Below are 24815 nucleotides of genomic sequence, written 5' to 3'. Positions count from 1 at the left end.
GAGCGCGCCCGCGCCACTTTATCCAGGAGACCTCATGACCGCCCCGAACACCGCCGCCATCAGCCGCTTTCCCGTGCCCGCGCTCGACGATCTGCCCGAGGACATTCGCGAACGCATCGCGGCCGTTCAGGAAAAGTCGGGCTTCATCCCGAACGTGTTCCTGACACTCGCGCATCGCCCCGACGAGTTTCGCGCATTCATGGCTTACCACGACGCGCTGATGGACAAACCGGGCAACCTGAGCAAGGCCGAGCGCGAGATGATCGTCGTGGCCACCAGCAGCGTGAACCAGTGCCAGTACTGCGTGATCGCGCACGGTGCGATCCTGCGCATTCGCGCGAAGGATCCGCTGATCGCCGACCAGGTCGCCACCAACTACCGCAAGGCCGACATCACCGCCCGGCAGAAGGCGATGCTCGACTTCGCGATAAAGGTGTCGCAGGCCGCGCATCAGGTTGGAGAAGCAGACTTCGACGCGCTCAACGCGCATGGTTTCGCCGAAGAAGACGTGTGGGACATCATGGCGATCTCGGCGTTCTTCGCCATGTCCAACCGCATCGCGAACGTGACGAACATGCGGCCGAATGCGGAGTTCTACGCGCTGGGACGCTGAGCGCCCTCGCCGTTCGCCGCGCGGACGGGACGCGGCGGCTCGTCGCGCGCGCCGATTGACGTCACGACAGCGCCCGTCGATCGCATCGGCGCGGCCGGCCGATGCCGGCGCGCCGGTGCACGCGCCGGCATCGGTCAGTTGCTCACGCGCACCCGACAGCAGCGCCAATGTCAGCGCTCACTCCAGCCCCTTCAGCACCTCGAGCCCGTCGGGCAGCTTCGCATCCGGAAACTGCGTCGACAGCGACGTGTCGCGCCACCGCGCGGCCTCTTCCGCGCGCTGCTTCTCCGCCTGCTCGCACACGAACAGCGCGTCGCCGCCGAGCAGCAAGCGCATCGGCACATCCTCGCGGCGCGACAGTTCGACGATCAGCGCGGCGATCCGCGCCGGATCGCCGACTTCGTGGCCGCCATACGCGCCGAGCAGTTCGAGAATCTTCCCGACCGACGGCCGATAGTCGGGCAGCAGACCGTCGACGCCGCGCTTCGCCTGCGCGGCCCAGTCGGTGCGCATCCCGCCCGGCTCGAGCGTGCAGACGCGCACGCCGAACGGCGCGACTTCCTTCGACAGCACGTCGCTGAACCCGCCGACCGCCCACTTCGCGGCCTGATACGCGGACAAGCCGGCCGTCGACGTGCGCCCGCCGACCGACGAAACCTGGAAGATGTGCCCCGCGCGCTGCGCGCGCATCGTCGGCAACACCGCACGCGTCAGGTTGATCACGCCGAACAGGTTCGTTTCGATCTGGTCGCGGAAATCGTCGGCGCCCATCTGCTCGAACGGGGCGGTATGGCCGTAGCCCGCGTTGTTCACCAGCACGTCGATGCGGCCGAACGCGTCGCGTGCCGCCGCGACGGCCCGCGCGGCCGCCGCTTCGTCGGTGACGTCGAGCGCGACCGGCAGCAATCGATCGCCATGACGCTCGGCCAGATCGGCCAGCCGCGCGGGATCGCGCGCGCCGGCCACCAGCCGGTCGCCCGCCGCCAGCACGGCTTCCGAAATTGCTCGCCCCAGGCCGCGCGCGGCCCCTGTTACCAGCCAGACTTTCGACATTTTCCACTCCTTGATCGTGGTGAAACCACAAAAATGAATGATTACTCACTCATTAATAACGACGATGCAGCGGTCGTTCATGACCGCCATCGCCCTGCCTGAAACCCGCCACTCGTCATCGCCGCGGCACGTGAGCGGAAACCGCACACGCCGCCTCGACGGCAACCGTTGACTTATACCGCGTGCAACACGGCCCACAACGCGCGAAACCCGGCCTCCCGGTACGCATCGGCCCGCGCCGGATCGCGCGCGATCGACTCCATCGCCGTTTCCGCGATCGACGTAAACAGCACTGCGCAGAACGCATACGCTTCGTCGGGTTTCAGCGCGACCGAAGCGGCGACCTGCTCGCGCAGCAACGCATTGATCCCGCCGAAGCCTTCGGCGCCGGCCGCGCGATGCGCATCGTCGATGCGCCCGCTCACGTTGAGTTGCTGCAGCGCGCGCCGCCCGTCCGGATCCGCGACGCCCCACGACACATAGCCGTTCCATGCATGCCGCACGGCCTGCTCGACCGGGGCGTGTTCCGGAAACCCGGCCATCATCGCTTCGCGCATCCCGGCCTTCAGGCTCAGATACAGCGCGTTCAGCAGCGCGTCCTTGGTCTCGAAGTACGTGAACACCGTGCCTTCCGCGACGCCGGCGAGCCGCGCGATGCGCGCGGTCGTCGCGGTGGCGCCGTCCTCGGCGAGCGCGCGTGCGGCCGCGGCAAGGATGGCTTCGTGCTTGTCGGGACTGCGCGGACGGGCCACGTTCGATACCTTTAATGAGTGAGTGCTCAATCATAATGGCGAGATCCTATGGAATGCAAGCGCTGTTACATCCGGGAGAACCCATACGCAATCCATCAAAACCGTGCACTATTAGCGTTTTCACGTACGGGTGCGTTCTCGTATCGGCGCCCGGTACCTCGACGTTCGTTTCATGTTCACCGTTTCAAACCGCGAACCTCCCATGACGAATCAGCCTACCCAGACCGGAGCCGACCGGCCCGTCGACATGATCATCTTCGGCGGCGGCGGCGACCTGGCCGCCCGCAAGCTGTTGCCCGCGCTGTACATGGCGCACCTGCACTGCAACCTTCCGCCCGAGACGCGCATCATCGCGGTCGGCCGCCGCGACTGGGGCATCGACGGCTATCGCAAGTTCATGGACGAGCAGTCACGCCCGTTCATCGACGAAAAGGCGTTCGACCCGCAGGCGTGGAGCCGTTTCCTCGACCTGTTCAAGTACGTGCTGATCGACGTGAACGCGCCGGACGACTACCTGCGGCTCGCGGAAGCGGCGCGCGGCGATGCGATCCGCGTGTTCTACCTGTCGACGTCGCCGGAGCTGTTCACCACCATCTGCGACAACCTGTCGGCCGCGCACCTCGTCGACAAGCATTCGCGCGTCGTCCTCGAAAAGCCGCTCGGCCACGATCTCGCGTCCGCGAAGGCGATCAACGATGCGGTCGGCAAGCACTTCGAGGAATCGCAGATCTATCGGATCGACCACTATCTCGGCAAGGAAACCGTGCAGAACCTGATGGTGCTGCGCTTCGGCAACCCGATCTTCGGGCCGCTGTGGCAGGCGCCGAGCATCCGCAGCGTGCAGATCACGGTGGCGGAGACGGTGGGCGTCGGCAGCCGCGCGGGCTTCTACGACCATACCGGCGCGCTGCGCGACATGGTGCAGAACCACCTGCTGCAGCTGCTGTGCATCGTCGCGATGGAACCGCCGGTGTCGCTCGACCCGGACGCAGTGCGCGACGAGAAGCTGAAAGTGCTGCGCTCGCTGCGGCCGATGGCGGTGGCCGACGTCGCGCGCGACACGGTGCGCGGCCAGTACACGGCCGGCGCGGTCGACGGCCAGCCGGTGAAGGGCTATCTCGAGGAAGACAACGTGCCGGCGGACAGCCGCGCGGAAACCTTCGTCGCGCTGCGCGCGCACATCAACAACTGGCGCTGGGCGAACGTGCCGTTCTTCCTGCGCACCGGCAAGCGGCTGCAGCGCCGCCAGTCGGAAATCGTGATCGAGTTCGCCGACATGCCGTTCTCGATCATCCCGACCGGCCCGCGCCACTACAGCAACCGTCTCGTGATCCAGCTCCAGCCGGAAGAGTCGATCCAGCTGCAGATGCTCGCGAAGGAACCGGGCAGCGGCATGAACATGGTGCCCGTGAGCCTGAACCTCGACCTGCAGCAGGCGATTCCGGAACGGCGCGCGGAAGCGTACGAACGGCTGCTGATCGACGTGATCCGCGGCCGCCTCACGCACTTCATGCGCCGCGACGAGCTCGAAGCCGCATGGTCGTGGGTCGAGCCGATCCTCGACGGCTGGAAGCAGCTCGGCGACCGGCCGCGCCTGTACACGGCCGGCACGTTCGGGCCCGCGGCTTCGTCGGCGCTGCTCGCGCGCGACGGGATGTCCTGGTCCGAAGAGGCGTAACCGCCATGCGACGGCGATCCGACGTACGGCACGCCGGATCGCGCGTCAGATCGCACGGGGCATGACCCGCCCCGTCGTTCCCGCCACCTACCGCGGCTCCATCCACGATGCAGCCTTGCGCCGCCCCGGCGCATCGTTGCCGCTGCCGCCCAGCGCCTCGATCAGGTAGTCGACGAACGACGCGATCCGCGACGAGATCGCGGTATTGCGGTAGTACACCGCGTGGATCGGCTGCTCGACCTCGAGCGTCTGGCGCGCGAGCACCTGCACGAGCCGGCCCGCCTCGCGATCCTGCGCCGTCATGAAATCCGACAGGCAGACGACGCCCGCGCCATCGAGCGCGAGCTGCCGCAGCGTCTCGCCGCTCGACGAGCGGATATCCGGCTCGATGCGGCGCGGCTCGCCGTCGGTGCCGAGGATCGGCCACACGTTCAGCGATTCGGGCTGCGTGAAGCCGAGCAGCGTGTGCTTGTCGAGATCCTCCACCTTGCGCGGCTGGCCGTGCGCGGCAACATATCCGGGACTCGCAAGGATGCGTATCCGGCTGGTGCCGACGCGCCGGCTGTGCAGCGTCGAATCCTTCAGCCGGCCGATCCGGAACGCGACGTCGGTGCGCCGCTCCAGCAGGTCGATGATGCCCTCGTTGCTGTTCAGCTCCAGCTCGACTTTCGGGAAGCGTTCGCGGTAGCCGCGCACGAGCGGCACGATCACGTGCAGCATGAACGGCGTCGCCGCATCCACGCGCAGCCGCCCCGACGGCATCTCGCGCCGCGCGAGCATCTGCTCTTCCGCCGTCTCGACCGATTCGATGATCGCGCGCGCGTCCTGCAGGAACGCGCGACCTTCCTCGGTCAGTTCGAGCCGGCGCGTGGTCCGGCGCAATAGCGTGGTCTTCAGCTTCTCCTCGAGCCGCCCGAGCGTGCGGCTCGTCGCCGACACCGTGAGGTCGAGCTGCTGCGCGGCCGCCGTGATCGAACCGGAATCGACCACGGCGGCAAAGGCCTGGAGTTCGTCGAGCGTAATCTTCATCGCTGCATTCTTGATTTCAAATCAAAACAATTTGGTTTATAAGCCCGTTTTTCAGCAAAAGTAAAGGCGGCACACTGCGCTCCATCCTCACCGGACCCTGGAGCACCCATCATGCCACTCGCCCTGCTTGCGCTGACCATCAGCGCATTCGCCATCGGTACCACCGAATTCGTGATCGTCGGGCTGATCCCGACGATCGGCGCCGACCTCGGCGTCAGCCTGCCGTCCGCCGGCCTGCTCGTCAGTCTTTACGCGCTGAGCGTCGCGATCGGCGCGCCGCTCCTCACCGCGCTCACCGGCCGCGTGCCGCGCAAGACACTCCTCGCCGCGCTGATGGCGCTATTCACCGTCGGCAACCTCGTCGCGTGGCAGGCGCCCGGCTACGAATCGCTGATCGTCGCGCGCATCCTCACCGGCCTCGCGCACGGCGTGTTCTTCTCGGTCGGCTCGATCATCGCGACCACGCTCGTACCGAAGGAAAAGGCCGCCAGCGCGATCGCGACGATGTTCAGCGGGATGACGGTCGCGTTCGTCGCCGGCATTCCGCTCGGCACCTTCATCGGCCAGCACTTCGGCTGGCGCGCGACCTTCCTGGTCGTCGCGCTGTTCGGCCTCGTCGCGTTCGTCGGCGCGGTCGCGTTCGTGCCGCGCGGGTTGCGGCAAACGGCGCCCGCGCCGCTCGCCCGCCAGTTCCGCGTGCTCGCGCAGCCGCGCCTGCTGCTGGTCTACGCAATGACGGCCGTCGGCTACGGCGGCTCGCTGATCGCGTTCACGTACATGGCACCGCTGCTCGAGCAGATCGCCGGCTTCACGCCGTCGCAAGTCAGCCTCGTACTCGTCGGCTACGGCGTGTCGGTCGCGTTCGGCAACGTGTGGGGCGGCAAGCTCGCGGATAGCGCCGGCCCCGTGAAGGCGCTCAAGCGGATCTTCCTGCTGCTCGCGATCGTGCTGCTCGCCCTCACCTTCACGATCCACTTCAAATGGCTCGCCGTGCTGACGATGCTTGCGTGGGGCGCGGTGGCGTTCGGCAACGTGCCGGGCCTGCAGGTGTACGTCGTCAAGCAGGCGCGGCACTTCGCGCCCGACGCCACCGACGTCGCGTCCGGTTTCAACATCGCCGCGTTCAACCTCGGCGTCGCGGGCGGCTCGGCACTCGGTGGCGTGATCGTCGCGCATGTCGGCATCGGCCATACGCCGTGGATCGCGGCAGCCGTCACGCTCGGCGCATTCGCGCTCACCGCGCTGAGCGGCCGGCTCGATCGCAGCGCGGGCCTGCCGGCGCGCACGGCCGAACCGGTTCAGCTCGCGCACTGAACGCCACCTCTTTGCAGGCGTTGGCACACATGACCGCATCGCCCTCGCGCTCGCCGTTCGCCGTTCGCCGTTCGCCGTTCGCCGTTCGCCGTTCGCCGGCAAGACGTTCGACGTGCGCTGCGACGGCCTCACCGCGCTCAACGCGTACGACGATGACGGCCGCCCCGTGGGCTACGAGATCACGGAAGGCCCCTGCTCGGGTGCGAAGGGCGAAGTCGCCTGCACGACGGCCGCCGCTCCGGCGTACCCGACCGCGCACACCACGCGACGCTCGCGCAGCGCGCCGACACGCTTGACCTCCGTGCGCTCCGGGTGCGCGACGTGCCGGTGTACGACTCCGCAGCGTAGAGCCCGTGTAAACCACGCCGGATACTTGATTTCAGATCAAATATTTTTGACTTGAAACGGCGTTTATCTCACCAATCCAAAACGCCAGAATGACTTTCATATCGAACCCGTTCCACTCTCCCAGGAGCACATGATGAGCAAGATTCCCGCATTCGGCCTCGGTACGTTCCGCCTGCAAGGCCAGGCTGTCATCGACTCGGTCCGCAACGGCCTCGAAGTCGGCTACCGCGCGATCGACACCGCGCAGATCTACGGCAACGAAGCCGAAGTCGGCGAAGCGATCGCCGCCTCGGGCGTGGCCCGCGAAGACCTGTTCCTCACGACCAAGATCTGGGTCGACAACTACGCGCCGGGCAAGCTCGTGCCGAGCCTCGAGGAAAGCCTGCGCAAGCTGCGCACCGACCATGTCGACCTGACGCTGATCCACTGGCCGGCCCCCGACAACGGCGTCGCGCTCGACACGTTCATGACCGCGCTCGCCGATGCGAAGGCGCAGGGCCTGACGCGCCGGATCGGCATCTCGAACTTCAACATCGCACTGACGAAGCAGGCGATCGCGGCCGTCGGCAAGGATGCAATCGCGACGAACCAGGTCGAGCTGAGCCCGTACCTGCAGAACCGCAAGCTCGTCGAGTTCCTGAACGCCGAAGGCATCCACGTGACGTCGTACATGACGCTCGCGTACGGCAAGGTGCTCGGCGATCCGGTGATCGGTGCGATCGCGCGGCGTCACGACGCGACGCCCGCGCAGGTTGCGCTCGCGTGGGCCTTGCAGCTCGGCTACTCGGTGATCCCGTCGTCGACGAAGCGCGAGAACCTCGCGAGCAACCTGCTCGCGCAGACGCTGCGCCTGACCGACGAAGACATGGCGCAGATCGCCGCGCTCGAACGCAACGGCCGCGAAGTCGATCCGGCCGGCCTCGCACCGGCGTGGGACTGAATGCGCCACGCCTCCTTTGATCCGCCGAGGCCCGCAGGCCGCGGCACCGACAGGACATCCCCATGACCCAGGACCCGCTTTTTCAACCGCTGCGACTCGGCGCGCTGACGCTGCCGAACCGCATCGTGATGCCGCCGATGACGCGCTCGCGCGCCAGCCAGCCCGGCGACGAAGCCAACGAACTGATGGCCGCGTATTACGCGCAGCGCGCGAGCGCCGGCCTGATCGTCAGCGAAGGCACCTATATCGCACCGCTCGGCAAGGGCTACGCGTGGACGCCCGGCATACACACGCCGTCGCAGGTGGCCGGCTGGCGCAAGGTGACGGACGCCGTGCATGCCGCGCACGGCCGCATCTTCGCGCAGCTGTGGCACGTCGGCCGGCTGAGCCACACGAGCCTGCTCGGCGGCCAACAGCCGGTGTCGTCGTCACCGCTGCAGGCGAAAGGCGTGAACGTGTTCGTGGCCGGTGAAGACGGCAGCACGCCGGGCTTCGTGCAGGCGTCCGAGCCGCGCGCGCTGACGATCGACGAGATCCGCGAGATCGTCGATCAGTACCGCGCCGCCGCGCGCCACGCGATCGAGGCCGGCTTCGACGGCGTCGAGCTGCACGGCGCGAACGGCTATCTCGTGAACCAGTTCATCGACTCGAATGCGAACACGCGCACCGACGCGTACGGCGGCTCGCTCGAAAACCGGCTGCGCTTCCTGCGCGAAGTCACGCAGGCGCTGATCGAAGGCACGGGCGACGCATCGCGCGTCGGCATCCGCCTCGCGCCATTGACGACGCTGAACGGCTGCGTCGACGACGATCCGGAAGCAACCTACCTCGCCGCTGCGACGCTGCTCGGCGAACTCGGCGTCGGCTACCTGCACATCGCGGAAGCCGACTGGGACGACGCGCCGCTGATGCCGGTCGAATTCAAGCAGCAACTGCGCGCCGCGTACCCGGGCGTGCTGATCTACGCCGGCGCGTACACCGCCGAGCGCGCGCGCGACGCGATCGCCGCCGGCTGGGCCGACCTCGTCGCGTTTGGCCGCCCGTTCGTCGCGAACCCCGACCTGCCCGAGCGGCTGCGCACCGGCGCGGCGCTCGCGCCGCACGACCGCACCACGCTGTTCGGCGGCGGCGAGCGCGGCCTGACCGACTATCCGACGCTGGCCCAGGCCGCGGCCTGAGCCGGCATACCCGAGACTGCTCATGAGAATCACGCTCCCTTCCCGCCTGGGTTTCGGCACCGCGCCGCTGGGCAACATGTACCGGGACATCCCGCACGAAGAGGCGCTGGCCACGGTCGATGCGGCGTGGGAAAGCGGTATCCGCTACTTCGACGCCGCGCCACTGTATGGCGCCGGCCTCGCCGAGCTGCGTCTCGGCGAAGCGCTTGCGGGCCGTCCGCGCGACGCGTATTCGCTCGGCACCAAGGTCGGCCGGCTCGTGCTCGACGAACACGAGGACGCATCGCAACGCGATCTCGGCGAAAAGGGCGGCCTGTTCCGCCACGGGCTGCCGAACAGGATCGTCTACGACTACACCGAAGACGGCACGCTGCGCTCGATCGACGCGAGCCTCGAGCGGCTGCGCACCGACCGGCTCGACACCGTGTGGATTCATGATCCGGCCGTCGATTTTCACGGCGACGCGTGGCGTGACGTGTTCGACGTCGCGATGTCGGGCGCGGCCCGGGCGCTCACGCGGCTGCGCGACGAGAAGGTGATCCGCGGCTGGGGCCTCGGCGTGAACCGCGTCGAGCCGTGCGAACTCGCGCTCGAACGCGCGGACCCCGACGGCTTCCTGCTCGCCGGGCGCTACACGCTGCTCGACCATGCAGGCGCGCTCGAACGGCTGATGCCGGAAAGCGCGGCGCGCGGGCTCGGCATCATCGTGGGCGGCCCGTACAACTCCGGCGTGCTGGCGGGCGGAACCCATTACGAGTATCAGCCGGCCACGCAGGCCATGCTCGACCGCGTTGCGCGCATCCGCCAGATCTGCGAACGATTCGGCGTCGATGTCCGCGCGGCGGCGCTGCAATTCTCGCTCGCGCACCCGGCCGTCGCGGCCGCGATCCCCGGCGCGAGCCGGCCCGATCGCATCGACGACAACCTGCGTCTCGCGGCGGTATCGATCCCGCCCGAACTGTGGGATGTGCTGAAGGCCGGGCACCTGATTGCCGCGCATGCACCAACGCCGGCAGGCGCGTAACGGCGCGCGGTTGCGTCGCAGCATGCGCCCGCGCAACCGCGCGCATTCGCGGCAGCTATCGTCGCGATTGCCATTTCCCGATTGCGGCCTGGACGATCGGCGTCTAGCCTTTACGGGATCGACTCCGCCCCGTGCCCCTGACCTGAAAGGACGCCCGCCATGCCAAGCCGCTCCCCCACATGCGACACGCTGCTGGCCATCGTAGCCGGCGTTTCATTTGCGGCCTGCACGGCGCCAGCGTATGCCGACGCCGGTCTCACGCCGCCCGAACCCGCGACGGCAGTGCTGTCGACCACCGCGACCGGCGTGCAGATCTATGCGTGCGAATACGATCACGACCATCGGCTCGCGTGGACATTCCAGCGCCCGGAGGCGATGCTGTTCGACGCGAGCGGCACGCTCGTCGTCCGGCACGGCGCGGGGCCGTCGTGGGAAGCGCTCGACGGCAGCCGCATCACCGGCAAGAAACTCGCGGAAGCGCCGAGCGCGCGCGCCGGCAGCATTGCGCAACTCCTGCTCGCCGCGACGCCGGCCGCAACGGCCACAACGGGCGCGACCGGCACGCTCGCCGGCGTGCGCTTCGTGCAGCGGCTCGATACCGTGGGCGGCACACCGCCGGATGCAGGGTGCTCGACCGAGCATGCAGTCGGTCGCTTCCCGTATTTCGCGCGCTACGTGTTCCTGAAATAACGCACGACGGCGCCCGACGCGCCGGGCACCGTCGCGGTGGTGTCCGACATGCGACGGATTGATCAGTCATCCTATCCTTGATGAGCGGATTCGACCGCCATCCAGGTCGCGCTGCGCTCAGCCGATCCGCATCGACAGCTCGACATCGCCGCCGAACGGAACCGACAGATAGCCGTTCTCCAGCGAGCGCACGTAAGCGAGATAGTCGGGGCTGTAGACGGCATTGTCGGCAACGACGAACGCGCCGGGCCGCAACCGCCGCTCGACGAGCGCAAGGACCTCGGGATACAGCGCCTTCGCGCCGTCGAGCAGCAACAGGTCGACCGAATCCGGTAGGTCGGCGGCCAGCGTACGCAGCGCATCGCCCTCGCGAATCTCCACGAGATCGGCAAGCCCTGCCGCAGTCAGGTTCGCCCGCGCCCGCACGACCTTCGACGGCTCGAATTCGCTCGTGATCAGCCGGCCCCCGCCGTTGTCGCGCAGCGCGGCCGCGAGATGCAGCGTCGAAATGCCGAACGACGTACCGAATTCGACGATCGACCGCGCGCCGCCGCTGCGCGCGAGCATGTACAGCAGCACGCCCGTCTCGCGGGACACGGCAAGCGGATAATCCTTCAGGCGCGCATACAGATCGGTGTAGTCGGTCTTGCTGCGCATCAGCCGCGCTTGCTCGTCGCGCGACAGGCTGGCGAAGTCCGGGCTCGTCGCGGGCGACGCGGCGTCGGCTTCGTCGAACAGGCGGGCCAGCAGCGAAGCCAGCGGGTCGAGCGTCAGGGTGGTCATGCGAATCTCCGGGTTCGGGTTGAGTGCGTCGTTGCACCCGATTAGAATATGACGAAGTATTCAGGTTTTACTATTCGCATTGGCACATCGCTCATGACCGACCGCCCGAACGCCCGGATTGCCACGCGCAAACAGCCTCAGCAGGCTCGCTCCACCCGGCTCGTCGAGGACGTCCTGCAGGCCGCTGTTCAGGTTTTGGCGAGCGAAGGCGCGCAGCGCTTCACGATGGCGCGGGTCGCCGAACGCGCCGGCGTGAGCGTCGGCTCGCTGTACCAGTACTTCCCGAACAAGGCGGCCGTGCTGGTCCGGCTGCAGCACGACGAGTGGCGGCAGACGGCCGAGATGCTGCGCGGGATGCTGGAGGATGTGAACCGGACGCCGCCCGAGCGGTTGCGCACGGCCGTTCACGCGTTCATCCGTTCGGAATGCGACGAGGCGCGGATGCGCATCGCGCTCGACGACGCAGCACCGCTCTATCGCGACGCGCCCGAGGCGCAGGAAGCCAAGGCGGCCGGCAACCGCATCTTCCAGGCGTTCATGCGGGAGGCGCTGCCCGATGCACCGGCGGCCACGCGCACGCTCGCGTGCGACCTGATCACCACCACGCTCACCACGGCCGGCAAGGCGTTTTCGGAAAGCGAGCGCTCGCCCGACGAAATCGACGCATATTCGAACGCGATGGCCGACATGTTCTGCGCCTATCTCGACCATCTCGCGCACAATTGATGCCGGGGCGACGACGAGAACCGCCCGCGCGCGATGGCGATGTCGTGCGAATGCAGGTTGCGCGCGGCGTCGAACGCCGTCGCCAGCCTCCGTTTCCACCAGCCTGCCCGGCCACAACGCAAGACATTTGTAATTTTCGATGCCTCCCCCGCTTCCCCCACCCCGTCGACCCCGCATTCAAATAATCGCCTTAACGGATTCGAACTAGGCGTATACACGCGTGTCGTCACGACGGAGCCCCGTTGCACGCCGATATAAGCGCTGAGACATGCGCTGCATGCTCTTCCCCCAATGGGACGTGATGGGTGGTTCGCCTAACCTTCGCTACGGCAAAGCACACGTGACGGGGTCAACACCATCACGCGTCGCACGACGCGACACCCTCGCGATCGTTTCGATTCGCACGTAACGACACGGATCACGCGTCATTCGTCCCCACGACGTTGCCGACAATCCCAACTAGATACGAGACACCCTGACGACGGTTCGCTACGGGCCGTTTCAGCATGCTGATAAAGGAGCAAGCTCATGAGTGATACCCCGGTGCAGCCGACGGTCGGCGTCGGCGCGGAAGAAACTGCCTTTGGCACCAAGGGAGTCATCGACCGGTACTTCGGCATTTCGTCGCGCGGCAGCACGCAGCGCCGCGAGATCATTGCCGGCGTCACGACCTTCCTCGCGATGGTCTATTCCGTGTTCGTCGTTCCCGGCATGTTCGGCAAGGCCGGCTTCGACACGAGTGCCGTGTTCGTCGCGGTCTGCCTCACCACCGCGTTCGGTTCGCTGCTGATGGGCCTGTGGGCGAAGCTGCCGATCGCGATCGGCTGCGCGATCTCGCTGACCGCGTTCACCGCGTTCGGCCTCGTGCTCGGCAAAGGGCTGTCGCCGACGGTCGCGCTCGGCGCCGTGTTCCTGATGGGTCTTGTGTTTACCGGCATTTCCGTCACCGGCGTGCGTTCGTGGATTTTGCGCAACCTGCCCGCGGGCGTCGCGCACGGCACCGGGATCGGCATCGGCCTGTTCCTGCTGCTGATCGCATCGAACGACGTCGGCCTCGTGATCAAGAACCCGGGCGCCGGCCTGCCGGTCTCGCTCGGCCAGATCACCGCGTTCCCGGTCATCATGTCGATCATCGGCCTCGCCGCGATCTTCGGCCTCGAAAAGCGTCGCGTGCCGGGCGGCATCCTGCTCGTCGTGATCGCGATTTCGCTGTTCGGCCTGATCTTCGATCCGAGCGTGAAGTACCACGGCATCTTCGCGCTGCCGTCGCTGAGCGCACCGGGCCATGCGTCGCTGATCGGCGCGATGGACATCAAGGGCGCGCTGTCGATGGCCGTGCTGCCGAGCGTGCTGGCGCTGGTGATGACCGCCGTGTTCGACGCGACCGGCACCATCCGCGCAGTCGCGGGCCAGGCCGGCCAGCTCGACGAGAACGGTCGCATCATCAACGGCGGCCGCGCGCTGACGGCCGACTCGCTCAGCTCGATCTTCTCCGGCTTCCTCGGCGGCGCGCCGGCGGCGGCCTACATCGAGTCGAGCGTCGGCGTGGCCGCCGGCGCGAAGACGGGCCTCGCGGCGGCCGTGGTCGGCCTGCTGTTCCTCGTCGTGATGTTCTTCTCGCCGCTCGCGGGCCTCGTGCCGTCGTACGCCACGGCACCGGCGCTGATGTACGTCGGCCTGCTGATGCTCGGCAGCGTGAGCAAGCTGCACATGGACGACATGGTCGATGCGATGTCGGGCCTCGTGTGCGCGGTGTTCATCGTGCTGACCGCGAACATCGTGACGGGCATCATGCTCGGCTTCTCGACGCTCGTGATCGGCCGCATCGCCAGCGGCGAATTCCGCAAGCTCAACGTCGGCACCGTGCTCATCGCGGCCGTGCTCGTCACGTTCTATCTCGGCGGCTGGGCGATCTGACCGCGAATCGTGCGCGACGTCGCCGGCAGAAGGACGGCGCGCATCGGGACGACATCGTCTCCTCCACCATCATCGTTGATGGTCTCCAGGCCTGGGAACGCAAGTTTCCGGGCTTTTTTTGTTGTTGCGCGCAGTGCGCGCGCATTGCGGAAACGGTGCGGCGCGAATCCGCACCCGGTGCTACGATCGCACTTTGCCTTCAGGAGCCCCCATGGACGCGCTCGGCATCGTCTCCGAATCGAGCACCCGGACTTCGGCGCACAAGCCGCCGTTCATCCCGTCGTTCGGTTTCCACGAAGTGCACGAATCGAGGCCGATCGATGCCGCGCCGGCGCGCATCATCGACACGGTCTCCACGCTCGACATGCGCACGGATCCGGTCGTCGATGCGCTGCTCAACGTCCGCGAATTCCCGGCAACCGTTGCCGCGTCGCTGCGCCACGGCACCCCGCGAGTCGAACGCGAACGCTTCGGCCTCCACGCATTCACGCCGCTGCATCGCGACGAAACGTCGCTGTCGCTCGGCCTGATCGGCCGCTTCTGGCGTCCCGACCTCGGCGTGCTGAAGATCGCCGACGCGGCGGCGTTCGTGCAGCACGACGACCCGCGCGATGCGAAGCTGGTGCTGTGCTTCGAAGTCGTCGGGCTCGCGTCGGGCGCGCACCTGCTGCGCACCGAAACCTTCGTGCATTGCCCGACCGCCCGCACGCGGCTGCTGTTCACGCCGTACTGGCTCGCGATCCGGATGGCGAGCGGCTGGATTCGACGCCGCACGCTGACGGCGGTCGAGATGGCGCTGGCGTAGCGACTGCCCCTGCCGATGGCCGATTCGCACCGGCCTGCGCATCAAAACAGCTTGATCACGACCAACCCGACGACGATTGCCGTCGCGACCACGACCGCACCTGCCGCCTGCCCGAGCCAGGGCGCCGGCGCGACGACGAGATCGTCGCGTTCCATGCGCCGCGGCGTACCGGCCAGCATCCCGTGCAGCACCGACAGCGCGACCACCGCGAACTTCACCGACAGCCACACCACACCCCGGCTCGCGATACGTCACCCCCGTGGTGCAAACCATGCGCACGCAACCGTCAGGATCGCTACAGAATGCCGCGATACCCCGTCGCCCGCCACAGAATCACGCTAACCAGACCCGACCGATGACCCGCATCCGCAACCCCCTGAACATCGCGCAGCTCCAGGCGTTTGTCTCCGCCGCGCATCTCAAGAGCCTGCGCGCCGCCGCGCGCGAACTCGGCGTCACGCAGCCCGCGATCACGCATACGATCCGCGAGCTCGAAACCGCGCTCAACGCGGAGCTGCTCGCGCGCAGCGTGCGCGGCGTCGAGCTGACCGCGTGCGGCCAGGCGCTGCTGCCGCGCGCCGAGCAGCTGCTCGGCGACATCCGCCGCACGGTCGAGGCCGTCGAGCAGGTGAAAGGCGAGATGTCGGGGCGCGTCGCGGTCGGCACGATGCCGTCGATCGCGCTGACCGCGCTGCCGCGCGCGGTGACGGCATTCCGCCAGTCGATGCCGAACGTCAGCCTGCATCTGGTGGAAGTGACGGTGCCCGACGCGCTCGCGCAGTTGCGCAACGGCACGCTCGACGTCGCTGCGATGCACCATGTGCCCGCGCTCGACCGCGACTTCACGCAATCGCCGCTGCTGTCGACCGAATTCTCCATCGTGATGCGCGAAGGCCACCCGCTTGCGCATGCGCGCCGGTTAGAGGAATTGCTCGACGCCGAATGGATCGTCACCGTCGGCGCCGAGCAGTTTCCGCACAGCGTGATGGTCGGGATGTTCGAGGCGCGCGGATTGCCGCTGCCGAAGCGCCTGCTGCGATCGCCGATGTCGTTCGCGGTGACGCTCGGGCTCGTCGCGCGCTCGGACGTGATCGGCTGCTTCACGCGCCCGCTCGCCGCGATGGTCGCGCCGCTCGGCATCCGCACGGCCGAACTCGACGAAAGCATGCCGCGCTTCGACCTGTCGATCATCTCGCGGCGCGACCTGCTGCCCACGCCCGCCGTCACGCAATTCGTCACGTGCCTGCAGCGCGCGGTCAACGAAACGCTCGGCTGAATCGTTCCTGTGTCTGAAACGGCGGCGCCCCCGCGCGCCGCCGCCGGGCCCGGTATCGGGGCTTGTCCTAGGCGCCCTGCCGGTATTTTGTCTTGATAATCTTGCGCACGTCGCACGCCCGCATCGGGTGGGCGAAACGGACAGCCTGTCGCGAAGCCGCGCCGGGCCGAAGGCTTACGGCGCGGCACAACCGCGCACCCATCGAACAAAACGAGGAGTCACCGAGTGAAAAAGATTCTTGCGGCTGTGACCGTAGCCCTGCTCGCCGTATCGGCAGGCAGCGCGTATGCGAAGGACTGGACGACCGTGCGGTTCGGCGTCGACGCGAGCTACCCGCCTTTCGAATCGAAAGGCGCTGACGGCAAGGTGGTCGGGTTCGACGTCGACCTCGGCAACGAAATCTGCCGCCGCATGAACGCGAAGTGCGTGTGGATCGAAAACGACTTCGACGGGATGATTCCGGCACTGAAGGCCCGCAAGTTCGACGGCGTGTTGTCGTCGATGTCGATGACGCCGGCGCGCGAGGAACAGATCGCGTTCTCGGCGAAACTGTTCAACACGCCGACGCGCCTCGTCACGAAGAAGGGCGCCGGCCTGATGCCGACGGCCGAATCGCTGAAGGGCAAGTCGGTCGGCGTCGAGCAGGGCACGATCCAGGAAACCTATGCGAAGACGTACTGGGCCTCGAAGGGCGTGAACGTCGTGCCTTACCAGAACCAGGACCAGGTCTACGCCGACCTGATCTCGGGCCGTCTGGACGGCGCGCTGCAGGACGCGGTGCAGGCTGAAATCGGCTTCCTGAAGACCCCGCGCGGCGCGAACTTCGATTTCGCCGGCAAGGACATCGACGATCCGAAGACGCTCGGCAACGGCGCCGGCATTGGCCTGCGCAAGGAAGACACCGACCTGAAGGCGAAGATCGACGGCGCGATCGCCGGCATGCGCAAGGACGGCACGTACGACAAGATCGCGAAGAAGTACTTCGATTTCGACGTCTACGGCAAGTAATCCGCCAGCGAAGGCACGCTTCGCTTCGGCACGAACGGGCTCCGCAAGGAGCCCGTTTTTTTGCGCGCGCGGCGCCGGCTGCGTTATTTTTTCCGCGCCAACCTGATGATTCTCAAAGAAAATCGACGTGCTCTGGCGCCGGTTTGATGGCGGCGAGGGGGCAACGTACAATCGATCCTCCACGCACACCGGATCATTCGCGGCTGCGCCGCACTCCCCCATCATGCAAACGCAGACCCATCCGCTGATTTCCCCCGCCGTCGGTACCGAACGCCACATCACGAGCTTTCACTACGGCCCGCGCGGCGGCAAGAAGGTCTATATCCAGTCGTCGCTGCATGCGGACGAACTGCCCGGCATGCTGGTCGCCACGCTGCTGCGCCGCAAGATCGCCGCGCTCGAGACGGCCGGCAAGCTGCGCGGCGAAGTCGTCATCGTGCCCGTGCCGAACCCGATCGGCCTGTCGCAACACGTGTTCGGCGATCACCTCGGCCGCTTCGAGCTCGGCTCGATGCAGAACTTCAACCGCAATTTCTACGATCTCGCCGCGCTCGTGCTGCCGCGCGTCGAAAGCCGCCTCACGCACGACGCGCAGCACAACCTCGTCGCCGTGCGCGCCGCGATGCGCGAAGCGCTCGACGAGCAGAAGCCGCGCACCGAGCTCGACTCGCAGCGCCTCGCGCTGCAGAAGCTGTCGTTCGACGCCGATATCGTGCTCGACCTGCACTGCGACAGCGACGCGGTGATGCACCTCTACACGAATCCTGATCTGTGGGCGGACGTCGAGCCGCTGTCGCGCTATCTCGACGCGCAGGCGTCGCTGCTCGCGCTGAATTCGGTCGGCAACCCGTTCGACGAGATCCACAGCTTCTGCTGGTCGGACCTGCGCAGCCGCTTCGGCGACCGCTTCCCGATCCCGAACGGCGCGATTTCCGTCACCGTCGAGCTGCGCAGCGAGCGCGACGTGTCGTACGAGTTCGCCGAAAAGGACGCGCAGGCGATCGTCGAATACCTGACCGAGCGCGGTGTCGTCGACGGCACGCCGGCGCCGCTGCCGCCGCTCGCGCATCCGGCCACGCCGCTCGCGGGCACCGATCCGCTCGTCGCGCCGGTGTCGGGCGTGATCGTGTTCCGCACGCCGGTCGGCGCGATGATCGAGGCCGGCCAGGCCGTGGCCGACATCGTCGATCCGCTGACCGATCGCGTCGTCACGCTGAAGAGCAGCGTGTCGGGTGTGCTGTACGCGCGCCAGATCGTGCGCTTCGCGACGGCCGGCATGGAAGTCGCGCGGATTGCCGGCGCAACCGCGATCCGCACGGGTTCGCTGCTGTCGGCCTGAGCGGCCGGCCCGCGCGCCGGAGAACGGCGCGCACCGCGCTCACCCGTGCGCACCAACGAAATCGCCCGCTTGCGCGGGCGATTTGCTTTCCGGAATACCCGGGCGAGCCATCCGGCCGGGCGGCGGCACGCGTGAGCGCTCAGAACGCCGGCACGATCGCGCCACCGAACTTCTGGTCGATGAACTTGCGCACGTCGTCCGATTCATAGGCCGCGACGAGCTTCTTCACCCACGGCTTGTCCTTGTCCTGTGCACGCACCGCGATCAGGTTTGCGTACGGCCCGCGCAGGTCCTCGATCGCGATCGCATCCTTCACCGGCGTGAGCCCCGCCTTCACCGCGTAGTCGGTGTTGATCGACGCGGCATCGAGATCAGGCAGCGCGCGCGGCAGCTGCGCGGCGTCGAGTTCGACGATCTTGATCTTCTTCGGGTTCTCGGCGACGTCGAGCGGCGTCGCGTTCACGCCGTTGGTGCCGGCGCCCGCCTTCAGCTTGATCACGCCGTACTTCTGCAACAGCAGCAGCGCGCGGTTGCCGTTCGACGGATCGTTCTGGATCCCGACCTTCGCGCCCGCCGGCAAGTCCTTCAGCGACTTGAGCTTCTTCGAGTAGAAGCCCATCGGCGCCGTGTACGTGAGCCCGACGTTGACGATCTTGTAGCCGCGCTGCTTGATCTGGCTGTCGAGGAACGGCTGGTGCTGGAAACCGTTCGCGTCGAGATCGCCGGAATCGAGCGCCGCGTTCGGCTGCACGTAGTCGTTGAACTCGATGACCTTGATCGCGAGGCCTTCACGCGCGGCGACCTTCGTCACCTCGGTCCAGATCTGCGCGTCGGGGCCGCTCATCGTGCCGATCTTCAGTGTTTGCGGGTCGGCGTGCGCGCCGGGCGCCGCGAATGCCAGCGCCGCGGCGAGTGCGCCGAGGCCGGTCAGGAATGAACGTCGCATGGTGTCCTCTCGTCCCGTGTCGTTTGTTGGAACACGGATCGTGGCATGGGGCCGGAACGCCGCCAACCAAGCTTATTTCATGTGCATATTCCCGCCCCGGATCGATTCTCAGCCGAATTCGGTATAACCCCCGATAGCGCAACCGGGCAGAATTCAGTGTCGCATCGACGCCACATATTCTTCATATGACAGTCGCTGTCATATTCATTACGTGGCCTCTCGATAAAGTTGCCGCCGGTCCGTGAAAGCGCCCAGAGAGAGCGCCGGAACCGCAACTGGACACGCCATTCATTCGCTCGGAGAATCCTTTGAACAAGAAACTGTTGACCATCGCCGCCCTGGCAGCAACGGCCGGCACGGCGCACGCACAAAGCAGCGTGACCCTGTACGGCGTCATCGATGCCGGTATCAGCTACGTGAACCACAGCAAGACCGCCAACGGCGGCACGGGCAAGCTGTTCAAGTACGACGACGGCGTTGCCCAGGGCAGCCGTTGGGGCCTGCGCGGCACCGAAGACCTCGGTGGCGGCCTGAAGGCGATCTTCGTGCTCGAAAACGGCTTCAACAGCGGCAACGGCACGCTTGGCCAGGGCGGCGCGATCTTCGGTCGCCAGGCTTACGTCGGCCTGAGCCAGTCGCAATACGGCACGGTCACGTTCGGCCGCCAGTACTCGTTCTCGACCGACATCCTCGGCTCGAACTACTCGACGGGCGGCAACACCGTCGCGGGTAACTACGCGTACCACGTGAACGACATCGACCAGCTCACGTCGAGCCGCATCAACAACGCCGTGAAGTTCCAGAGCGCGAACTACTCGGGCTTCACGTTCGGCGCGTTGTACGGCTTCTCGAACTCGACGGACTTCGCAGGCGCAGCGGCCACGACGTCGGGCACGACGACGACGGCAGGCTCGTCGCGCGCATACAGCTTCGGCCTGAACTACGCGAACGGCCCGCTGTCGGTCGGCGCAGCCTACACGGACATCCGTTTCCCGAGCCAGTCGACGCCGGCCTTCTCGACGACGATCGCGAACCTGAGCACGGGCAACGTCCGCGACCTGCGCACGTACGGCGTCGGCGGCCGCTACGTCTGGGGCCCGGCAACGGCATGGCTGCTGTGGACGCGTACGCAGTTCTCGACCGTTTCGGGCGCGGGCGGCACGTTCTACAACGCGTATGAAGCAGGCGCGAAGTACGCATTCACGCCGGCTCTGTCGGGCGGCCTCGGCTACACGTACACGAACGCAACGCAGAACGGCAACTCGTGGCACTGGAACCAGGTCAACGGTATCGCCGACTACGCACTCAGCAAGCGGACGGACGTGTACGGCCTGGTCGTGTACCAGCAGGCATCGGGCAAGGGCGTGCAAGCGCAGATCGGCTCGAGCACGAGCTACTTCAATACGTCGGGCACGGGTTCGAAGAACCAGATCGCCGCACGTATCGGTATCCGTCACAAGTTCTAAAGCATCCGCTTAACTCGCGGATCACGACGGCAAGAAGCGCCCCGCTCCACGCGGGGCGCTTTTTTATGTGCTTTTAAGTTTCGCTTAATTCTGGGCTGAGAGGATGCTCTCACCCCCCCTGTTGGCCGCCTGAGCATCGGCGGCTTTTTTTTTGAACCGCCGACGGCGCCGCCATCGATTGCCCACAAGACAGGATCGGAGGCCATGATGATCGAAGATACCGTTTTCAGCCATCTGCACGCGATTCTGACGTGCCAACACTCGCTGCCGGTCCAGAGCTGCCGCGTGTCGGTCGAAATGCAGCGCCCGTGGGGCCGGCCGTACCGGCTCGTCGAATGGACGATGCACCTCGACGCGCCCGCGCGGCGCCAGATCGTGCCGGCCGAATCGACCGACGAAGAGATCGCCGAAGTCGTCGCCTCGCACGTGCCGGGCCGGCTTTACGGCGACGGCCGCCTGCAGTTCTGAACGCCTTCCCGTTCCCCCCGCTTCCCGCATGTCGGCCACGCCGCACGAATCGTGCGGCAGTCGGTCTCGTTTGATGCTGCAACGAAACCTGCTACGCTGCGCGTTTTCGTCCACGCAACACACGATGGAAAACGCATTCAACGAACGTGGCGTGATGATCACGCGCAACGGCCTGTCGGCCGCCGGCCAGGTATTCGCACTGCGTGACATTCGCCAGGTCGATGTCGTCAAGATTCCGAAGAACCGCCTCGTGCCGTCGCTGATCTCGCTGATCGGCGTGGCAGCCGCCGTCGCAGGCGGCATCGCCGGATCGAGCGCCGTGCTCGTCGTCGGCGTGATGCTCGCCGTCGTCGGCTATCTGGCGTGGACCACGCAGGATGTCACGTACCGCCTGATGGTGGAGATGCCCGACGGCAAGCGCGAAGCGCTGTCGAGCGTCGACGTCGAGTTCGTCGAACGCGTCGCGCAGGTCGTGCGCGATGCGCAGGCCGCAACGACGGCCGGCTGATTCCGTTCGCCCTCCCCTGCACGCTTCGATTCGCGGTGTGCAGACGCGCGTGGCGCGTTTCGGCTCGCGGTGCATCGCTGCATCGGGCCGAAGCATCATCATCGAATCGCGTTCCCGCCGCATCCTCGCAAGGCCCGCACCTGCGCTGCGTACGCCGACCGCCTAGTATGGAAAGAGCGGCCCGCCGCCGCATCGTCCGAGGAGGTCGGCATGAACGTTCAATTGCTGTCCGGCATGCTTCGCGCGCAGGAACTGCTGCTCGTGTCGATGATCCGCGCGCTTCCCCTTGACGAACGCCGTGCGCTCGTCGACCTTTACACCGAACAAATCGCGTTCGCCGAACAGGCGGGCCTCGAAAGCCACAGCGATCGCGCGACGCACGATGCGTTCATCGCGCATGCGCGCAACCTGCTGATCCGCATCGAAGCGCTCGCCTAGCGCCGGCGCGCCGGCGCGCTTCTCGCCCATTTCCCGCCGCGGCTCGCCCGAGCCGCGCAGGTAAGCGCTCACCCCCACAGGCCGCTTTCCTTCCTTGTATTGATAATAATTCTCATTTACACTGGTAAAGTTATCAGTTTCCTTTCAATTCGCCGCTCGCCGCCTTCCGTGCGCGGGCGGGCCAGCCAGGTGAACGCGTCACCCAGCCAGCCTCCGGGCTTGTCATCATCAATGGGAGACCACCTGTGCATTGCTATACGCTGGCGCGGCGGCCGATCTGTGCCGCGCTGTTCGGCGCGTTCGGCCTGTCCGCCGCCTCGGCTCACGCCGATTCGACGCCGCAAGGCGCCATCCCGCCTTCCGCCATCCACGTCGCCGCATCCACGCGCGGCGATGCGGCGCTGCTCGACCCCGTGACGGTCACGGCCAACCGTACCGCCACGGCCGCGAGCCGCACGGCGGCGTCCGTCTCGGTGATCACCGACGAGGACCTGGAAGAACAGCAGGCCACCAACATCAAGGACGCATTGCGCTACGAGCCGGGCATCACCGTGCGCCGCACCGCGTACCGGCCCGGCAGCGCCGCGCTCGGCGGCGGCCGCGACGGCGATTCGAGCATCAACATCCGCGGCCTCGAAGGCAATCGCGTGCTGCTGATGGAAGACGGCATCCGCCTGCCGAACGCGTTTTCATTCGGGCCGCTCGAAGCGGGGCGCGGCGACTACGCCGATCTCGACACGCTCAAGCGCATCGAGATCCTGCGCGGGCCGGCCTCGGCACTCTACGGCAGCGACGGCCTGACCGGCGCGGTGAACTTCATCACGAAGGATCCGCGCGACCTGCTGTCGATCTACAACAAGCCCTACTACTTCTCGTTCCGGCCGAGCTACGACTCGGCCGATCGCAGCGTCGGCGCGACGGTATCGGCCGCGGGCGGCAACGATCGCGTGCAGGGAATGATCATCGCCGACGGCCGGCGCGGTCACGAAGTCGACACGCGCGGCAGCAACAACTCGGCGAGCACGCTGCGCACCACGTCGAACCCGCAGGACGTCTATTCGGAATCGCTGCTCGGCAAGCTCGTGCTGACGCCCACCGCGCGCGATACGATCAAGTTCACCGCCGAAACGGTGCAGCGCCGCGTGAGCACCGACGTGCTGTCGGCGATCAGCCCGCCGACCACGCTCGGCCTCACGACCTACGACCGGCTCGAGCGCAACCGCTTCAGCGTCGACTACGATTTCCGCGACGACGCATTCCGCTGGTTCCAGACCGCGCACGTTCAGTTCTACTATCAGGACGCGAAGCAGGACCAGTACGCGTTCGAGACGCGCGGCAGGGCGGCTTCGCGTTCGCGCGACAACCAGTACAAGGAGCGCACGTTCGGCGGCTCCGCATTCGCCGAAAGCGGCTTCGCGACCGGCCCGTTCGCGCACAAGCTGCTGTATGGCGTCGACGGCAGCGTGTCGCGCGTGACGAACCTGCGCGACGGCACGGTGCCGGGCGTCGGCGAAGCGTTCCCGAACAAGGCGTTCCCCGACACCGACTACACGCTGTTCGGCGCGTTCGTGCAAGACCAGATCGGCTACGGCCGCCTGCTTGTCACGCCGGGCCTGCGCTTCGACACGTACCGGCTGAGCCCGACCGGGAACGATCCGCTGTTCACCGGCAAGGCCGTGTCGACGAGCGCGAACGAACTGTCGCCGCGCGTCGCCGTGCTCTACGAGATCACACCCGCGGTCATTCCGTACGTGCAGTACGCGCACGGCTTCCGCGCGCCGACGCCCGACCAGGTGAACAGCAGCTTCTCGAACCCGGTGTACGGCTATACGTCGATCGGCAATCCGAACCTGAAGCCCGAGACGAGCGATACGTTCGAAGCCGGCCTGCGCGGCAAGGCCGGCACCGGCTACGGCGTCGTGCGCTACAGCGCCGCCGCGTTCACCGGCCGCTACCGCAACTTCATCTCGCGCACGACGATCGCCGGCAGCGGCCGGCCAACCGACCCGTCCGTGTTCCAGTACGTGAACTTCGCCGACGCGCGCATTCACGGCCTCGAAGGCCGCGCCGAATGGGTGATGCCGAACGGCGTCACGCTGAAGACGGCGATGGCGTTCACGAAGGGCTCGACGCAGAACGATGGCGCGGCCAGCCAGCCGCTCAACACCGTCAACCCGTTCTCGGCCGTGTTCGGCGTGCGCTACGAGCCGACCGAGCGCTGGTACGTGCAGACCGACCTGCTGTTCCAGGCCGCGAAACGCGGCAAGGACATCGACAAGTCCGACTGCTCGAACAAGGCGTGCTTCTCGCCACCGTCGTCGTTGGTCGTCGACCTGCGCGGCGGCTACCGCTTCAACAAGCACGTGAGCGCGACGATCGGCATCCGCAACCTGTTCGACCGCAAGTACTGGAACTGGTCGGACGTGCGCGGCATCGCGGCCGATTCGCAGGTGCTCGATGCCTATACGTCGTCCGGACGCACGGTCGCCGTCAGCATGAAAGTGGATTTCTGATGC

23 protein-coding genes and 2 pseudogenes are annotated in these 24815 nt (G+C 66.9%); 19 read left to right on the top strand and 6 right to left on the bottom strand.

What is annotated here, in order from left to right; translation table 11 throughout:
* Positions 1 to 34: 34 nt before the first annotated feature.
* Entirely contained in the window at positions 35 to 613 is a 579-nt protein-coding gene (locus tag ACPTTC_RS19630) for a peroxidase-related enzyme (RefSeq protein ID WP_423393553.1), read from the top strand.
* 177 nt (positions 614 to 790) lie between these two features.
* Here ACPTTC_RS19630 and ACPTTC_RS19625 read toward each other — a convergent pair whose 3' ends face one another.
* Together ACPTTC_RS19625 and ACPTTC_RS19620 are read right to left on the bottom strand one after the other, a co-directional pair.
* On the bottom strand, positions 791 to 1666 hold the full coding sequence (locus tag ACPTTC_RS19625) for an SDR family NAD(P)-dependent oxidoreductase (RefSeq protein WP_423393552.1): 876 nt from the start codon (positions 1664 to 1666) through the stop codon (positions 791 to 793).
* Between the two features lie 173 nt (positions 1667 to 1839).
* Positions 1840 to 2418 carry a TetR/AcrR family transcriptional regulator gene (locus tag ACPTTC_RS19620; RefSeq protein WP_423393551.1) on the bottom strand — a complete coding sequence of 193 codons (579 nt, stop codon included), beginning with the start codon at positions 2416 to 2418 and terminating at the stop codon, positions 1840 to 1842.
* A gap of 202 nt (positions 2419 to 2620) precedes the next feature.
* Between ACPTTC_RS19620 and zwf the strand changes: the two genes are divergently transcribed.
* Positions 2621 to 4096, top strand: coding sequence for a glucose-6-phosphate dehydrogenase (zwf, locus tag ACPTTC_RS19615; protein ID WP_175952588.1), 1476 nt, complete (start codon positions 2621 to 2623; stop codon positions 4094 to 4096).
* A gap of 87 nt (positions 4097 to 4183) precedes the next feature.
* On the opposite strand, the gene ACPTTC_RS19610 is transcribed toward zwf, so the two are convergent.
* Complete coding sequence (locus tag ACPTTC_RS19610; RefSeq protein ID WP_423393550.1) at positions 4184 to 5125, bottom strand: LysR substrate-binding domain-containing protein; 942 nt, start codon at positions 5123 to 5125, stop codon at positions 4184 to 4186.
* Between the two features lie 111 nt (positions 5126 to 5236).
* On the opposite strand from ACPTTC_RS19610, the gene ACPTTC_RS19605 reads away from it, so the two are divergent.
* From ACPTTC_RS19605 to ACPTTC_RS19580, 6 genes and pseudogenes are all read left to right on the top strand, one after another.
* Positions 5237 to 6439 carry an MFS transporter gene (locus ACPTTC_RS19605; protein ID WP_423393549.1) on the top strand — a complete coding sequence of 401 codons (1203 nt, stop codon included), beginning with the start codon at positions 5237 to 5239 and terminating at the stop codon, positions 6437 to 6439.
* A gap of 37 nt (positions 6440 to 6476) precedes the next feature.
* Positions 6477 to 6665, top strand: a pseudogene (locus ACPTTC_RS19600) (hypothetical protein); the annotation flags it as partial.
* Between the two features lie 255 nt (positions 6666 to 6920).
* Complete coding sequence (gene dkgB / locus ACPTTC_RS19595; RefSeq protein WP_423393548.1) at positions 6921 to 7727, top strand: 2,5-didehydrogluconate reductase DkgB; 807 nt, start codon at positions 6921 to 6923, stop codon at positions 7725 to 7727.
* Positions 7728 to 7789: 62 nt separating this feature from the next.
* Positions 7790 to 8905 carry an alkene reductase gene (locus tag ACPTTC_RS19590; RefSeq protein ID WP_423393547.1) on the top strand — a complete coding sequence of 372 codons (1116 nt, stop codon included), beginning with the start codon at positions 7790 to 7792 and terminating at the stop codon, positions 8903 to 8905.
* A 22-nt stretch (positions 8906 to 8927) separates the two neighbouring features.
* Positions 8928 to 9929 (top strand): aldo/keto reductase, encoded by a 1002-nt coding sequence (locus ACPTTC_RS19585; RefSeq protein ID WP_423393546.1) that lies wholly within the window; start codon positions 8928 to 8930, stop codon positions 9927 to 9929.
* 159 nt (positions 9930 to 10088) lie between these two features.
* Positions 10089 to 10619 (top strand): DUF3455 domain-containing protein, encoded by a 531-nt coding sequence (locus ACPTTC_RS19580; RefSeq protein ID WP_423393545.1) that lies wholly within the window; start codon positions 10089 to 10091, stop codon positions 10617 to 10619.
* A 117-nt stretch (positions 10620 to 10736) separates the two neighbouring features.
* Here the strand turns inward: ACPTTC_RS19580 and ACPTTC_RS19575 are convergent, their stop codons facing one another.
* The gene (locus ACPTTC_RS19575) at positions 10737 to 11402 is read right to left on the bottom strand and encodes an O-methyltransferase (protein ID WP_423393544.1); all 666 of its coding nucleotides are present in this window, start codon (positions 11400 to 11402) and stop codon (positions 10737 to 10739) included.
* A 48-nt stretch (positions 11403 to 11450) separates the two neighbouring features.
* Here ACPTTC_RS19575 and ACPTTC_RS19570 point away from each other — a divergent pair, with 48 nt between their 5' ends.
* From ACPTTC_RS19570 to ACPTTC_RS19560, 3 genes are all read left to right on the top strand, one after another.
* Entirely contained in the window at positions 11451 to 12128 is a 678-nt protein-coding gene (locus tag ACPTTC_RS19570) for a TetR family transcriptional regulator (RefSeq protein ID WP_423393543.1), read from the top strand.
* Between the two features lie 528 nt (positions 12129 to 12656).
* Positions 12657 to 14045 carry an NCS2 family permease gene (locus ACPTTC_RS19565; protein ID WP_423393542.1) on the top strand — a complete coding sequence of 463 codons (1389 nt, stop codon included), beginning with the start codon at positions 12657 to 12659 and terminating at the stop codon, positions 14043 to 14045.
* 211 nt (positions 14046 to 14256) lie between these two features.
* Positions 14257 to 14850 carry a hypothetical protein gene (locus ACPTTC_RS19560; RefSeq protein ID WP_423393541.1) on the top strand — a complete coding sequence of 198 codons (594 nt, stop codon included), beginning with the start codon at positions 14257 to 14259 and terminating at the stop codon, positions 14848 to 14850.
* A gap of 41 nt (positions 14851 to 14891) precedes the next feature.
* On the opposite strand, the pseudogene ACPTTC_RS19555 reads toward ACPTTC_RS19560, so the two are convergent.
* Positions 14892 to 15086: pseudogene (locus tag ACPTTC_RS19555) on the bottom strand (hypothetical protein); the annotation flags it as partial.
* Between the two features lie 119 nt (positions 15087 to 15205).
* Between ACPTTC_RS19555 and ACPTTC_RS19550 the strand changes: the two are divergent.
* From ACPTTC_RS19550 to ACPTTC_RS19540, 3 genes are all read left to right on the top strand, one after another.
* Positions 15206 to 16126 (top strand): LysR substrate-binding domain-containing protein, encoded by a 921-nt coding sequence (locus tag ACPTTC_RS19550; RefSeq protein WP_423393540.1) that lies wholly within the window; start codon positions 15206 to 15208, stop codon positions 16124 to 16126.
* 225 nt (positions 16127 to 16351) lie between these two features.
* Positions 16352 to 17134 (top strand): ABC transporter substrate-binding protein, encoded by a 783-nt coding sequence (locus ACPTTC_RS19545; RefSeq protein WP_226197421.1) that lies wholly within the window; start codon positions 16352 to 16354, stop codon positions 17132 to 17134.
* A gap of 223 nt (positions 17135 to 17357) precedes the next feature.
* Positions 17358 to 18473: a succinylglutamate desuccinylase/aspartoacylase family protein gene (locus ACPTTC_RS19540; RefSeq protein ID WP_175965082.1), complete on the top strand. Its 1116-nt coding sequence runs from the start codon at positions 17358 to 17360 to the stop codon at positions 18471 to 18473.
* A 139-nt stretch (positions 18474 to 18612) separates the two neighbouring features.
* Here the strand turns inward: ACPTTC_RS19540 and ACPTTC_RS19535 are convergent, their stop codons facing one another.
* On the bottom strand, positions 18613 to 19419 hold the full coding sequence (locus tag ACPTTC_RS19535; protein ID WP_226197419.1) for a MetQ/NlpA family ABC transporter substrate-binding protein: 807 nt from the start codon (positions 19417 to 19419) through the stop codon (positions 18613 to 18615).
* 308 nt (positions 19420 to 19727) lie between these two features.
* Between ACPTTC_RS19535 and ACPTTC_RS19530 the strand changes: the two genes are divergently transcribed.
* The 5 genes from ACPTTC_RS19530 to ACPTTC_RS19510 all read left to right on the top strand — a co-directional run bounded on the left by ACPTTC_RS19530 (position 19728) and on the right by ACPTTC_RS19510 (position 24812).
* On the top strand, positions 19728 to 20885 hold the full coding sequence (locus tag ACPTTC_RS19530; RefSeq protein ID WP_423393539.1) for a porin: 1158 nt from the start codon (positions 19728 to 19730) through the stop codon (positions 20883 to 20885).
* Between the two features lie 207 nt (positions 20886 to 21092).
* Positions 21093 to 21353, top strand: a complete 261-nt coding sequence (locus ACPTTC_RS19525; protein ID WP_011548992.1) for a DUF2866 domain-containing protein — start codon at positions 21093 to 21095, stop codon at positions 21351 to 21353.
* Positions 21354 to 21477: 124 nt separating this feature from the next.
* On the top strand, positions 21478 to 21861 hold the full coding sequence (locus tag ACPTTC_RS19520; protein ID WP_175965085.1) for a DUF6232 family protein: 384 nt from the start codon (positions 21478 to 21480) through the stop codon (positions 21859 to 21861).
* A gap of 210 nt (positions 21862 to 22071) precedes the next feature.
* On the top strand, positions 22072 to 22299 hold the full coding sequence (locus ACPTTC_RS19515) for a hypothetical protein (RefSeq protein ID WP_034181704.1): 228 nt from the start codon (positions 22072 to 22074) through the stop codon (positions 22297 to 22299).
* A gap of 245 nt (positions 22300 to 22544) precedes the next feature.
* Positions 22545 to 24812, top strand: a complete 2268-nt coding sequence (locus tag ACPTTC_RS19510) for a TonB-dependent hemoglobin/transferrin/lactoferrin family receptor (protein WP_423393538.1) — start codon at positions 22545 to 22547, stop codon at positions 24810 to 24812.
* The last annotated feature ends 3 nt before the right edge of the window (positions 24813 to 24815 follow it).

It is taken from the genome of Burkholderia mycopellens (assembly GCF_964265025.1).
In the GTDB taxonomy this organism is placed as follows: Bacteria; Pseudomonadota; Gammaproteobacteria; order Burkholderiales; family Burkholderiaceae; genus Burkholderia.
This window is presented reverse-complemented; position numbering and strand designations above follow the sequence as displayed.